The 13,104-nt window shown below is 68.0% G+C and carries 12 protein-coding genes; 3 read left to right on the top strand and 9 right to left on the bottom strand.

What is annotated here, in order from left to right:
• Positions 1–61: 61 nt before the first annotated feature.
• The 7 genes from ptsP to WS61_RS31705 all read right to left on the bottom strand — a co-directional run bounded on the left by ptsP (position 62) and on the right by WS61_RS31705 (position 7,491).
• Positions 62–1,834: a phosphoenolpyruvate--protein phosphotransferase gene (gene ptsP / locus WS61_RS31735; RefSeq protein ID WP_059506695.1), complete on the bottom strand. Its 1,773-nt coding sequence runs from the start codon at positions 1,832–1,834 to the stop codon at positions 62–64.
• A 201-nt stretch (positions 1,835–2,035) separates the two neighbouring features.
• On the bottom strand, positions 2,036–2,305 hold the full coding sequence (locus WS61_RS31730; RefSeq protein WP_059506557.1) for an HPr family phosphocarrier protein: 270 nt from the start codon (positions 2,303–2,305) through the stop codon (positions 2,036–2,038).
• A gap of 73 nt (positions 2,306–2,378) precedes the next feature.
• Positions 2,379–2,849, bottom strand: coding sequence for a PTS sugar transporter subunit IIA (locus tag WS61_RS31725; protein ID WP_034208464.1), 471 nt, complete (start codon positions 2,847–2,849; stop codon positions 2,379–2,381).
• Positions 2,850–3,080: 231 nt separating this feature from the next.
• Positions 3,081–4,037 carry a glutathione synthase gene (gene gshB, locus WS61_RS31720; RefSeq protein ID WP_059506555.1) on the bottom strand — a complete coding sequence of 319 codons (957 nt, stop codon included), beginning with the start codon at positions 4,035–4,037 and terminating at the stop codon, positions 3,081–3,083.
• A 27-nt stretch (positions 4,038–4,064) separates the two neighbouring features.
• Complete coding sequence (gshA, locus tag WS61_RS31715) at positions 4,065–5,354, bottom strand: glutamate--cysteine ligase (RefSeq protein WP_034208466.1); 1,290 nt, start codon at positions 5,352–5,354, stop codon at positions 4,065–4,067.
• 243 nt (positions 5,355–5,597) lie between these two features.
• A complete protein-coding gene (locus tag WS61_RS31710) occupies positions 5,598–7,115 on the bottom strand; it encodes an ammonium transporter (RefSeq protein ID WP_059506553.1) in 1,518 nt (505 codons plus the stop codon).
• A 37-nt stretch (positions 7,116–7,152) separates the two neighbouring features.
• Complete coding sequence (locus WS61_RS31705; protein WP_006398175.1) at positions 7,153–7,491, bottom strand: P-II family nitrogen regulator; 339 nt, start codon at positions 7,489–7,491, stop codon at positions 7,153–7,155.
• Positions 7,492–7,846: 355 nt separating this feature from the next.
• Here WS61_RS31705 and WS61_RS31700 point away from each other — a divergent pair, with 355 nt between their 5' ends.
• Together WS61_RS31700 and WS61_RS31695 are read left to right on the top strand one after the other, a co-directional pair.
• Positions 7,847–8,098 carry an accessory factor UbiK family protein gene (locus tag WS61_RS31700; protein ID WP_006489451.1) on the top strand — a complete coding sequence of 84 codons (252 nt, stop codon included), beginning with the start codon at positions 7,847–7,849 and terminating at the stop codon, positions 8,096–8,098.
• Between the two features lie 293 nt (positions 8,099–8,391).
• Positions 8,392–9,996 carry a YifB family Mg chelatase-like AAA ATPase gene (locus WS61_RS31695; protein ID WP_059506551.1) on the top strand — a complete coding sequence of 535 codons (1,605 nt, stop codon included), beginning with the start codon at positions 8,392–8,394 and terminating at the stop codon, positions 9,994–9,996.
• 333 nt (positions 9,997–10,329) lie between these two features.
• Here the strand turns inward: WS61_RS31695 and WS61_RS31690 are convergent, their stop codons facing one another.
• Positions 10,330–10,902: a hypothetical protein gene (locus WS61_RS31690; protein WP_059506550.1), complete on the bottom strand. Its 573-nt coding sequence runs from the start codon at positions 10,900–10,902 to the stop codon at positions 10,330–10,332.
• A gap of 157 nt (positions 10,903–11,059) precedes the next feature.
• Between WS61_RS31690 and WS61_RS31685 the strand changes: the two genes are divergently transcribed.
• Positions 11,060–11,596, top strand: a complete 537-nt coding sequence (locus tag WS61_RS31685) for a peroxiredoxin (RefSeq protein ID WP_034208469.1) — start codon at positions 11,060–11,062, stop codon at positions 11,594–11,596.
• Positions 11,597–11,694: 98 nt separating this feature from the next.
• Here the strand turns inward: WS61_RS31685 and WS61_RS31680 are convergent, their stop codons facing one another.
• The gene (locus WS61_RS31680) at positions 11,695–13,047 is read right to left on the bottom strand and encodes a sigma-54 dependent transcriptional regulator (RefSeq protein ID WP_059506693.1); all 1,353 of its coding nucleotides are present in this window, start codon (positions 13,045–13,047) and stop codon (positions 11,695–11,697) included.
• Between the last annotated feature and the right edge of the window lie 57 nt (positions 13,048–13,104).

The raw sequence follows: 13,104 nt of genomic DNA, 5'->3' as shown, positions 1-13,104 counted from the left end.
CGGGCATGCGCCAGGCCGCGCATGCATGACGTTTCGCCATGGTTAGCGGCGGCAAGAACGCCTAGGCAGCCGCATCCGCCCGCGGCTCGGCGACCGACAGCCGCTGCAGCGCCGCCTGCACTTCTTCCGGCTCGAACGCGGCCAGCACGTCGGCCGTGGGCTTTTCGAGCGCCTTCAGGTGTGCGCGCAGGATCTCCTGCTTCACGACGAGCAACTGGCTCGGGTGCATCGAGAACTCGGTGAGCCCCATCCCGAGCAACAGGCGCGTGAGCGCCGGGTCGCCCGCCATCTCCCCGCACACCGACACCGACACGCCCGCGCGCTTCGCTTCGCGCAACGTGTACGCGATCAGGTGCAGCACGGCCGGATGCAGCGGGTCGTACAGGTGCGCGACCGCGTTGTCGGCGCGATCGATCGCGAGCGTGTACTGGATCAGGTCGTTCGTGCCGATCGACAGGAAATCGAAGCGCTTCAGGAACAGCGGCAGCGCGATCGCCGCGGCCGGGATCTCGATCATCGCGCCGAGGCGCACGTTCGGATCGTACGCGAGCCCCGCGTCGTCGAGCTGGCGCTTCGCCTCGCGAATCAGGTCGAGCGTCTGGTCGATTTCCTGCGCGTGCGCGAGCATCGGGATCAGGATCTTCACCTGGCCGAACGCGGACGCGCGCAGGATCGCGCGCAACTGCGTGAGGAACATCTGCGGCTCGGACAGGCTCCAGCGGATCGCGCGCAGGCCGAGCGCCGGGTTCGGCGCCGTTTCGTAGCCTTCGTCGAGCGCCTCGAGCGGCTTGTCCGCGCCGACGTCGATCGTGCGGATCGTCACCGGCATGCCCTTCATCCACTCGACGGCGCGCTTGTACGCGGCGAACTGCTCTTCCTCTTCCGGCATCTCCTTCTGATGCATGAACAGGAACTCGGAGCGGAACAGGCCAACGCCGACCGCGCCGGCCTCGACGGCCGCCTTCGCGTCGTCGGGCAGCTCGATGTTCGCGTACAGGTCGATCTTCGTGCCGCACAGCGTTTGCGTCGGCGAGAACTTCAGGCGCTGCAGCTTGCGTTGCTCCAGCACCTTCTCGGACTGGCGGTACGAATATTCCTCGAGGACGATCGGCGCGGGATCGACGATCACGATGCCCTGGTCGCCGTCGACGATGATCAGGTCGTCCTGGCGGATCAGCGAACTCGCATGCTGCACGCCGACCGCGGCCGGAATGCCGAGGCTGCGCGCAACGATCGCCGTGTGCGACGTGCGGCCGCCGAGATCGGTGACGAACGCCTGGAACGACTGCGTCTTGAACTGCATCATGTCGGCCGGCGCGATGTCGTGCGCGACGACGATCATCTCGTTCGTGCCGTTCCTGGCCGCGCCGTCGAGCGCCTGCGACGCGGACGGCGCACCGGCGAGCGCCTTCAGCACGCGCTCGACCACCTGCTCGATGTCGGCCTTGCGCTCGCGCAGGTATTCGTCCTCGATGTCGTCGAAATGGCGCGTCAGCAGTTCGAGTTGCTCGGTCAGCGCCCATTCGACGTTGTAGCGGCGCGTGCGGATCAGGTCGATGGTTTCCTGCACGAGCATCTCGTCGCTCAGGATCATCGTGTGGACGTCGATGAATGCGCCGACTTCGCTCGGCGTGTCGTCGGTCAGGTCGGCGCGCAGCGCTTCGAGCTCGCGACGCACGACGTCGCGCGCCGTGCGGAATCGCTCCACTTCGGCGTCGGTCTGGTTGGCCTCGATCAGGTAATGGGCGACGTCGAGCGCCGCCGGCGCGATCAGATAGGCTCGCCCGATCGCGATACCTCGTGAGACGGGAATGCCATGCAGCGTGAAGGACACGCGCACCTCCTCTGTACAAGTAAAGCCGCGGCACACTGCTGCGATGCGCTTATGACCCCGGTTAGCGATTATAAATTCCGCGACTCCCCGCTGACTGCATGCAGCGCAGCATTGCGCATTCCGCATCAATGCTTCCGACGAAAAAAATGCCGCGGTATCCGCGGCATTCTGACTGGAAACGGCAATGATTCCGCGTCGCGCTCACTGGCCTTCGCCGAACTTGTCGGCGATCAGCTTCAGCAGCGCGTCCATCGCTTCCCGCTCGTCGGGCCCGTCGGTCTCGATCGTCACGGTGCTGCCGATGCCGGCCGCCAGCATCATCACACCCATGATGCTCTTCGCGTTGATCTTGCGCCCGTTGCGTGTCATCCAGACTTCCGACTGGAAGTTGCCGGCCAGTTGCGTAAGCTTGGCCGATGCGCGCGCATGGAGCCCCAATTTATTGACGATGGTGGTTTCTTGTTGAAGCATGATTCTCGGTCGGGTCGGTCGGGACCGCCGGCGGCGCGCGCCGGCGGGTCGGTCTAAAACGGAAAACGGAGGCTCAGTGCGATTCGGTGCGCGGCTGCGGTTCGGGCGGAATCGGCGCGCACTGGCCGCAACCGGTTTCCGACGGCGGCGGCGGCGTGCCGGCCGACACCTCGTGGACGCCCTTCGCACCGCCGGACAGCGCCTTGTCGACCAGCTTGTCGAGCGGCACGGTGCGGTAGCAGACGGCCCGCACGAGCATCGGCAGGTTCACGCCCGCGAGCACGCGCACGTTGTCGAGCTTCGCGAGCTGGCCCGCGATGTTCGCGGGCGTCGCGCCGTACATGTCGGTCAGCACGACCACGCCGTTGTCTTCCCGGAGCCGCGCGAGTTCCGCGTGCGCGAACGCCATCACCTGGGCCGGATCGCTGTCCGCCATCACGTCGATGCAGCCGATGCGGGCGGGCACGCCGCCGTAGATGTGCGCGATGCAGTCCCGCAGCGCGGTGGCGAGCGGCGCGTGCGCGATGATCAGAATCCCGGCCATGTCAGATCGCTCCCGGCCGCCCCTGGCGGGCCGATACCCCGCGGCGGGGCAATGAGCGTAGCGAGTGTGGGGAACGTTTCATGTTCAGCCTTGCAACAGTGTCGGCCCGACCGCCGGGCCTTCGGTGCGCCGATCGCGGCACCGGGCAAGCGGGCATTGTAGCAGGCCGGTCAAGCGGCTCCGGCGACGGGGGGCCTGCGCGGCCGCCGCCGGGGTTGCGCGGAAGGCGGCCTACGAGGCCGCACGCTCCAGCGCGTCGATGAACATCGCGGCGACGTCGAAGCCCGTCTGCTCCATGATCTCGCGGAAGCACGTCGGGCTCGTGACGTTCACCTCGGTCAGCCAGTCGCCGATCGCGTCGAGGCCGACCAGCAGCAGCCCGCGCGACGCAAGCACGGGCCCGAGCGTTGCGGCGATCTCGCGGTCGCGGGCCGTCAACGGCTGCGCGACGCCGAGCCCGCCCGCGGCGAGATTGCCGCGCACCTCGCTGCCCTGCGGAATCCGCGCGAGCGAATACGGCACCGGCTCGCCGCCGATCAGCAGGATGCGCTTGTCGCCGGCCTTGATCTCGGGGATGAACTTCTGCGCCATCACCGAGCGCGTGCCGTCGTGGCTCAGCATCTCGACGATCGAGCCGAGATTCATGCCGTCGGGCTTCACGCGGAACACGCCCATCCCGCCCATTCCGTCGAGCGGCTTCAGGATCACGTCGCCGTGCTCGGCGTGGAACGCGCGCAGCCGCTTCGCGTCGCGCGTGACGAGCGTCGGCGCGACGAACTGCGGAAATTCGCCGATCGCGAGCTTCTCCGAATGGTCGCGGATCGACTGCGCCCGGTTGAACACGCGCGCGCCGGCGCGCTCGGCCAGCTCGAGCAGCCACGTCGACGTCACGTACTCCATGTCGAACGGCGGATCCTTGCGCATCAGCACGGCGCCGAACGATTCGAGACGGCGCGCATCGACCGGACCCGCGTCGAACCAGGTATCGCGATGCAGGTCGTCCAGTTCGCCGACGAACGTGATGCGCCGCACGTCGGCCTCGACGGCCGAGCCCGTCCACGCGAGGTGGCGCGGCTCGCACGCGTACACCGCATGCCCGCGCCGAGCGGCCTCCGCCATCATCGCGTAGGTCGAATCCTTGTAGATCTTGAAATGCTCGAGCGGGTCGGCGATAAAAAGAATGTCCATGCGGGTCCTGTACGTAGCGAAGGTCCGTTACACCTGGATGGCTTCGGGGTCGGTCTTTTCCAGTTCGATCGACGACGCGATCAGCGACAGCCGCGCGACGACGCCGTACATGTAGAAACGGTTCGGCGGCGCGGCGCCCGGCTTCGCGCCGGCATCCGGCAGCGCGGTGTGCTCGAAGCCGAGCGGCACGTAGTGCATGCCGGGCGCGTTCAGGTTCTGGTCGCGCTCGCGGCCGCCGTGCGTGCGGTAGAAGCCGCCGACCACGTAGCGGTCGATCATGTACACGACCGGCTCGGCCACCTCGTCGCCGACGCGCTCGAACGTGTAGACGCCTTCCTGCACGATCACGTCGCGCACCGCGAGGCCGGCCTTCGATTCGGCCATCTGCGCGCGCTCGGCCTTCGTCATGCGGCCGATCTCGGCCGCGTCGTGCACGGTCATCACGCCGCGGCCCGCGGTGCCCGCGTCGGCCTTCACGACGACGTACGGTTTCTCGCTGATCCCGTATTCGCGATACTTGCGCGCGATTTTCTTCAGCACGCCGTCGATCGCGTCGGCGAGCGCCTGCTCGCCTTCATGCGCCTGCCAGTCGACGCCTTCGACGTGCGCGAAATACGGATTCACCATCCACGGATCGACGCCGACCATCTTCGCGAACTTCTTCGCGACGTCGTCGTAGCACGCGAAGTGCGTCGACTTGCGGCGCACGGCCCAGCCCGCGTGCAGCGGCGGCAGCAGGTACTGTTCGTGCAGGTTTTCCAGCACGGCCGGGATGCCGGCCGACAGGTCGTTGTTCAGCAGGATCGAGCACGGATCGAAATTCTTCAGGCCGAGGCGGCGCTGCGAACGCTCGAGCGGCTCGAGCACGATCTTCTGGCCGTCGGCCAGCGTGATCGGCGTCATGTCGGTGATGCTGGGATCGAGCGAGCCGAAACGCACGTTCAGGCCGGCCTGGCGCATGATCGTCGCGAGGCGCGCGACGTTTTCCAGGTAGAACGCGTTGCGGGTCGGCAGCTCGGGAATCACGAGCAGATTCTTCGCGTCCGGGCAGATCTTCTCGATCGCGGCCATCGCGGCCTGCACGGCAAGCGGCAGCACTTCGGACGGCAGATTGTTGAAAGCGCCGGGAAACAGGTTCGCGTCGACGGGCGCCAGCTTGAAGCCGGCATTGCGCAGGTCCACCGAACAATAGAACGGCGGGGTGTGTTCCTGCCATTCGAGCCTGAACCAGCGTTCGATCGCAGGCGTCGCGTCGAGGATCTTCTGCTCGAGTTCGAGCAGCGGACCGTTCAACGCGGTAACGAGGTGGGGAACCATGAATCACTCGCGAGCGGGAGAATGAAGATTGTAGAGCAATTGCCTTGCCCATTTGGGGATTGTTCCCGGCTTCACAAGGATATGGAGGAAGTTTTCGGCTATTGACCCGATAGAGTGAAGGGTTATCCGCTACGGCAGCACGCGTCAGGAGAAAAAAAGCCCGCCGGGTAGGCGGGCCGAAGTCGCTGCGCTCATTCGGGGCGGGCGCCGTCGTCGCGGCGGCCCGCCGTCGTTCCGTGTGACTTATTCCACGTGCTCGCCGTGCAGCACCACGTCGAGGCCTTCGCGCTCTTCCTCTTCGGACACGCGCAAGCCGATCGTCAGATCGATCAGCTTCAGCAGCACGAAGCTCAGCACGCCGCTGTACACGAGCGTGATCAGCACGCCCTTCGCCTGCAGCAGCAGGCTGCCGTCCATGCCGCCGATGTCCTTGACCGCGAATACGCCGGTCAGCAGTGCGCCGAGAATCCCGCCCACGCCGTGCACGCCGAACGCGTCGAGCGAATCGTCGTAGCCGAGCTTCGACTTGAGCCACGTCGCCGACCAGAAGCACACGACGCCCGCCGCGATACCGATCACGAGCGCGCCCGCCACGCCGACGAAGCCGGCCGCCGGCGTGATCGCCACCAGACCCGCGACCGCGCCCGACACGATGCCGAGCACCGACGGCTTGCCCTTCGCGATCCATTCCGCAAACATCCAGCCGAGCGCCGCGCAGGCCGTCGCGACCTGCGTCGTCAGCATCGCGAAGCCGGCACGGCCGTCGGCCGCGACCGCGGAACCCGCGTTGAAGCCGAACCAGCCGACCCACAGCATCGACGCGCCGATCATCGTCAGCACGAGGTTGTGCGGCGCCATCGATTCACGGCCGTAGCCGACGCGCTTGCCGAGCACCAGGCACGACATCAGGCCCGCGATACCGGCGTTGATGTGCACCACGGTGCCGCCCGCGAAGTCGAGCACGCCGTCCGCCGACAGCCAGCCGGTCGGCTCCCACACCATGTGCGCGATCGGCACATAGACGATCAGCGACCAGAGCGTCATGAACACGAGCATCGCCGAGAACTTCATGCGATCGGCGAACGCGCCGCAGATCAGCGCCGGCGTGATGATCGCGAACGTCATCTGGTAGACGAAGTACACCGATTCCGGAATCGTCGACGCGAGATGGCTGACCGTCAGCGTCGTCGCCTTGTCGCCCTTGATGTAGCTCATGCCGTGCAGGAACACGCGCGACAGGCCGCCGATGAAGCCGTTGCCTGGCGTGAACGCGAGGCTGTAGCCGACCACCGTCCACAGCACCGTGATCAGCGCGGTGATCGCGAAGCTTTGCATCACGGTCGCGAGCACGTTCTTCTTGCGGACCATACCCGCGTAGAACAGCGCGAGGCCGGGGATCGTCATGAACAGCACGAGCGCGGTGGACGTGAGCATCCACGCGGTGTCGCCCGCGCTGATCTTCGACGAATCGACCGAGAACGGCGCGGTGGGCGCCGCCGGTGCGGCGGCGGCAGAAGCCGCGGCCGATGCGTCGGCCGCGCCCGAAGCGGGTGCGGCAGCGGCGGTGGCGGATGCGTCGGCGGCCGGCGCCGAAGCGGCCGGTGCGGCGGCAGCCGATGCGTCGGAAGCGGCGGCAGCGGGCGCGGAAGCAGCCGCGGTGGAACCAGCCGCGGCGGACGCCGCGTCGTCGGCGAGCGCGGAGCCGACGCCAGCCGCGATCAGCGAGCCGGCCATCAGCAGGGACATCAGAAGTTTGCGCATCTTGGGTTTCCTCTTGTCGCTTGTCTTGTCTGTTCTGTTACAGCGCGTCCGCGCCTGTCTCCCCGGTGCGAATCCGGATCACTTGTTCGATCGGCGTGACGAAGATCTTGCCGTCGCCGATCTTGCCCGTGCGCGCGGCCCGCTCGATCGCTTCCACCGCCTGGTCGACGAGATCGTCGGACACGGCCGCCTCGATCTTCATCTTCGGCAGGAAATCGACCACGTACTCGGCGCCGCGGTACAGCTCGGTGTGCCCCTTCTGGCGCCCGAACCCTTTGACCTCCGTCACCGTGATGCCCGAGACGCCGAGCGCCGACAGCGCTTCGCGCGTCTCATCGAGCTTGAACGGCTTGATGATTGCGGTAATGAGTTTCATGAAGTCCTCTCGCTGGGTTGTCCCGTCGGATGAGTTGGAATGTTGTGACGGACTCTTCTCAGCAACTCGCATGCCATGTTGGTCCGAGCACCGTCTCGAAGGGCTCGGGAACGGGGTCGCATCGCGCAACGTAAGGCGCGAAAGCCCGGCCGAATGGCCAACATGGCCCGGTTTGCTGGCGCAGCGAAAGGATCGTTGCTAGAGTGCACGCACGTCCCGGATCGCCGGGCCATTCACCCATGCGGGCGCCATGCCCGGAATTCGCGCCCCGCGCGCACCATTTCCGGTCATGCGTGCATCATGGGCACGTATGCAACTGAAGATGCACATTTTTTGTGCAAGGAAGGGGAATCACATGAAGCAACCCAGCGACGTTTTCAACGATCTGCAGTCGCGCGTCAGCGATTTGCTGAAAAACTCGCCGGCCAAGGACGTCGAGCGCAACGTGAAGGCCATGCTGTCGCAAGGCTTCTCGAAGCTCGATCTCGTCACGCGCGAGGAATTCGATACGCAGGCACAGGTGCTCGCCCGCACCCGCGTGCGCCTCGAGGAGCTCGAAAAGCGCGTCGCGGAACTCGAGCAGAAGCTCGCCGCCCCGCAGGCCTGACGCCCCACCCGGCCGCAAGGTCCGGGCGCGGGCCGCCTCGTGCGGCTCGCGCCCGCCACCCCGAAGCCGCTCCGCCGCACTTCGTCGTCGGTCGTTCTTCGCAGCCCCTCTTCGTAGTCCATCGCTCTTCGTAGTCCGTCGCTCTTCGCAGTCCGCCGCTCTTCGCAGTTCGTCGTTCCGCAGCACCTCGTTCTTTCTCCGCGCCACGCCGGCAAGCGCGCATCCGATTCCTCCGCGTCCCGCGGCATGCGGCCCCGAACGGCCGTCGTCCGCCTGTTTACAGGAGCCTCGCCATGTCGCTCGCCGTGGTGCGCAGTCGCGCGCCCGCCTCCGGCCGCGCGCCGGACGTCACCGTCGAAGTCCATCTCGCCAACGGGTTGCCGTCGTTTTCGATCGTCGGGCTGCCCGATCTCGAAGTCCGCGAAAGCCGCGAGCGCGTGCGCGCCGCGCTGCAGAACTGCGGGTTCGAATTCCCGGTGCGCCGCATCACCGTCAATCTCGCGCCGGCCGACCTTCCGAAGGAATCGGGCCGCTTCGATCTGCCGATCGCGCTCGGCATTCTCGCCGCGAACGGCCAGATCCCGGCCGACGCGCTGGCCGGCCGCGAATTCGCGGGCGAGCTGTCGCTGACGGGCGCGCTGCGGCCGATGCGCGGCGCGTTCGCGATGGCGTGCGGCGCCGCGCGGGACCGGCGTGCGGAGGAATCCGGCGCGGGCCTGGCCGGCGGCCCCGGCGTGGATCCCGGCGCCCTGCGCGATTCGAGCGCGACATCGCGCCCGCCCGAGCTGTACCTGCCGCTCGACAGCGCCGCCGAGGCCGCGCTCGTACCGGGCGTGACCGTATTCGGTGCGCGCGACCTGCCGGCGCTGTGCGCGCACCTCGCCGATGCGCCGGACGGGCGGCTCGCGCCGGTCGCCGCGCCCTGTCTCGACGGCCTGCCGGCACCCGCCGCGCCCGACCTCGCGGACGTCATCGGCCAGCGCGGCGCGCGACGCGCGCTGGAAGTCGCCGCCGCGGGCGGCCATCACATGCTGATGGTCGGCCCGCCGGGGGCCGGCAAGTCGATGCTGGCGGCACGGCTGGCCGGCCTGCTGCCGCCGCTGACCGACGACGAGGCGCTGACCTCGGCCGCGCTGCTGTCCGCGAGCCGGCTCGGCTTCTCGCCCGCGCAGTGGCGCCGCCGGCCGTTCCGCGCGCCGCATCACTCGTCGAGCGCCGCCGCGCTGGTCGGCGGCCGCAATCCGCCGCAGCCGGGGGAAATCACGCTCGCGCACCTCGGCGTGCTGTTTCTCGACGAACTGCCGGAATTCGACCGGCACGTACTGGAGATGCTGCGCGAGCCGCTCGAAGCCGGCCGCATCACGATCTCGCGCGCGGCGCAGCAGGCCGACTTCCCCGCCGCGTGCCAGCTGATCGCCGCGATGAACCCGTGCCCGTGCGGCTGGCACGGCGATCCGTCCGGGCGCTGCCGCTGCTCGCCGGACGTGGCCGCCCGCTATCTGCGCAAGCTGTCGGGGCCGCTGCTCGACCGCATCGACATCCAGATCGACCTGCCCGCGCTATCGCCGGCCGAACTCGCGACCCGAGCGACGGCGCCCGGCGAACCGAGCGCGGCGGTGGCCGCCCGGGTCGCGCAGGCGCGTGCGCTGCAGCTCGATCGGCAGGGCAAGACGAATCACATGCTGAGCGGCCGCGAAACCGACGACCTGTGCCGGCCGACCGACGAAGGCGAGCGGCTGCTGCGCGAGGCCGGCGAGCGCTTCGGCTGGTCGGCGCGTGCGTATTTCCGCGTGCTGAAAGTCGCGCGGACGATCGCCGATCTGGCCGGCGACCCGCTGCCGACGGCCGCGCAGATCGCCGAGGCGATCCGCTACCGGCGCGCGTTGACGGGGCTGTGAGCGGCCCAGGAGGACAAAATCATGCTGTCAAGACTTGACTTATGCACAATTCCGCGAATCCGGCCCCGGATCGCGGCTCGCCGCGGCCTTTGCCGGACGGAATTCGTATCCCTTTGTTTCGATTGATTTTTCTCAAAAGGAGAACGGGCGGCCAAACGGGCCGGAAGGCCGTCCCGCGCGGCTTCGCGAGAAATACCGGCCACTTTTCAACAAAGTTATCCACATGCGCTGTGGATAGCCGAAAAACCCTCGCAAAATCCGGCGATTAGCGTCGAAAGCTGCGAATGAACTTTCAGTTGTCACGGCGTGTCCGAGCGCCCTCGCCGGCTGTCGTCAATCCAGCTTGAACGAACCGAAAAACTGGTCGAGCTGCTCCTGCGCAAGCGGCCCATCGGCGATCACGACAGCCTGGTACGCGTGCCGGCCGCGCGCGGCAAGCCGCGCGACGATCGTCTTGCGCGCGCGATCGCCGCCGGCGGCGGCACCCGCGATGCGCAGCTCGAGCCCGTTCACGGCGCCGCCGGCCGCGAGGGGCACGGGCACCGTCGCCGTCTGCGGCGCGCCTTCGAGGTTGCGCGACAGCCCTGCGCGCAGAAATTCGAGCGCCGCGCGGCGTGTGTCGTCGCGGTCGTCGGGCAACGTCAGCGTGCCGACCGCGAATACCGCGCCGTCGACGTGCGCGGCCTGCATCCGCATCGGCATCGACCTACCGCCGAGCGCCACCGGCTGCTCCTCGACGGTCGGCTTCGCCGGCAGGTCGATCGTGTAGCCGGCGTCGTTGTGCAACGTGCGCCAGTCGTACGACGGCGAGCACGCGGCCAGCGCGGCGCTCAGGCAGGCCAGCGCGGCGAAGTGTCGCAGCGGGCGAAAAAGGGGGCGCAACGAATCGGTGACTTCCTTCGGCATGGCGTGGATCGCGGCAGGCAAAACCACCATTATCCGTCGAACCGGAAAACCGGAATGCGCGGCCGCCGCCGGTGCGCGCACCGCATTCGCGCTAAAATGAGCGCCGAATTTCGACGTCCTTTGCGTCGATCAGCGTCATCGACTCCGAGAGCACCAGATGAACACCACGCCTTCCGCCCGCCGCAGTGCCGGCCCCGTCCGCTACCTCGCCGCGGCCGCCGTCGTCGCGGCGATCGCCGTCGCCGGCTTCTTCGCGTTCAACGGCAAGTCCAGCGTGCCGGACGCGACCTTCACGCTGCTGTCGGGCCAGAAAGTCTCGACCGCCGGCGACCTGAAGGGCAAGGTCTATCTCGTGAACTTCTGGGCGACGAGCTGCGCGACCTGCATGCAGGAAATGCCGCAGATGGTCGACACCTACAATCGCTTCAAGGGTCAGGGGCTGGAGTTCGTCGCGGTCGCGATGAACTACGATCCGCCGATGTACGTCGCGAATTACGCGCAGACGCGCCAGTTGCCGTTCAAGGTCGCGCTCGACGACGGCAGCGTCGCGAAGCAGTTCGGCAACGTGCAACTCACGCCGACGACCTTCGTCGTCGACAAGGACGGCAAGATCCTGAAGCGCTACGTCGGCGCGCCGCAATTCGCGGAACTCGACGCGCTGCTCAAGAAGGCGCTCGACGGCAACGCGGCCTGAGCACCGCCGGATCCGGCCGGAAAGCGCGCGCACCGCGCCCCGCCGGCAAGAAACGGACCGCATGACCGGGCAACCCGGTTTCGCGGTCCGTTTGCTTTTCAGCGCTCGGTTTCACCTTTCGCCGACAGCCCGTAGCGCTTCATCTTCTCGTACAGCGTCGCCTTGCCGACATGCAGCCGGTCGGCCGTTGCCGCGACCGCGCCGCCCGTCTGGTTCAGCGCCTGGGCGATCACTGCGCGCTCGAATTGCTCGACGCGCTCCTTCAGCGTCTGGTCGTTGTCGGCGTCGTCGCCCGCACCTGTTTGCTGCGGCACGTCGGCCACGCCGAGCACGAAGCGATCGGCGGCGTTGCGCAGCTCGCGCACGTTGCCCGGCCAGTCGCGCTGCATCAGGCTCGCGCGCTGCCGGTCGGTCAGCACCGGCGCGGGCCGGCCGTAGCGCACGGCCGCATCGAGCATGAAGTGCTCGAACAGCGGCACGATGTCCTCGCGGCGCTCGGCGAGCGGCGGCAGCGCGATCGTCACGACGTTGAGCCGGTACAGCAGGTCGCGCCGGAACGTGCCGGCCGCGACGAGCTCGCTCATGTCGCCCTTCGCGGCCGCGACCACGCGGCAGTTCACGCGGATCGGCTGGTTCGAGCCGAGCCGCTCCAGCACGCCGTCCTGCAGCACGCGCAGCAGCTTCACCTGCAACGCGAGCGGCATGCTTTCGATTTCGTCGAGGAACAGCGTGCCGCCGGACGCGTATTCGAGCTTGCCGACGCGCCGCTTCGCGGCGCCGGTGAACGCACCGGGCTCGTAGCCGAACATCTCCGACTCGAACATCGGCTCGGGCAGCGCGCCGCAGTTCACGGCGATGAACGGCTTGTCGCGGCGCGGCGACAACTCGTGCAGGCTGCGTGCGATCAGCTCCTTGCCGGCGCCCGTGTCGCCGTTGATCAGTACCGACGCGTCGGTCGGCGCGACGTTCGCGATCAGCTTGCGCACCTGCTCGATCGCGGGGCTGCGGCCGATGATGCGCGGCGCGACGACGTTCTGCCCGGCCAGCTCGCGCCGCAGCGCGTGATTCTCGAGCACGAGCTCGCGGCGCTCGAGTGCGCGGCGCACCGTCTCGATCAGGCGCTCGGCCGCGAACGGCTTTTCGATGAAGTCGTAGGCGCCGTCGCGCATCGCCTGCACGGCCATCGAGATATCGCCGTGCCCGGTGACGAGGATCACCGGCACGTCGGGCACGCGCTCGCGGCACTGCGCGAGCACGTCGAGCCCGCTCGCGCCGGGCAGCCGGATGTCGCTGACGATCACGCCGGCGGTATCCGCGACGATCGCCTTCTCGGCCGCTTCGGCCGACTCGAAGCCGGCGACGTCGAAGCCCGCCAGTTGAAGGCTCTGCACGCTCGCCCGGCGCACGAGCGCATCGTCTTCGATATAGATCACTTGCAGCCGGTTGGCCATCGTACTCACTTGCTCCTGACGAGCCGCGCGCGGCTCTCGTTGATGCCGGTCGTTCGC

The sequence above is a fragment of the Burkholderia sp. ABCPW 11 genome (genome assembly GCF_001523445.1).
Classification (GTDB): domain Bacteria; phylum Pseudomonadota; class Gammaproteobacteria; order Burkholderiales; family Burkholderiaceae; genus Burkholderia.
The sequence above is the reverse complement of the archived record's forward strand: the minus strand, read 5'-3'. Positions and strand labels throughout refer to the sequence as shown.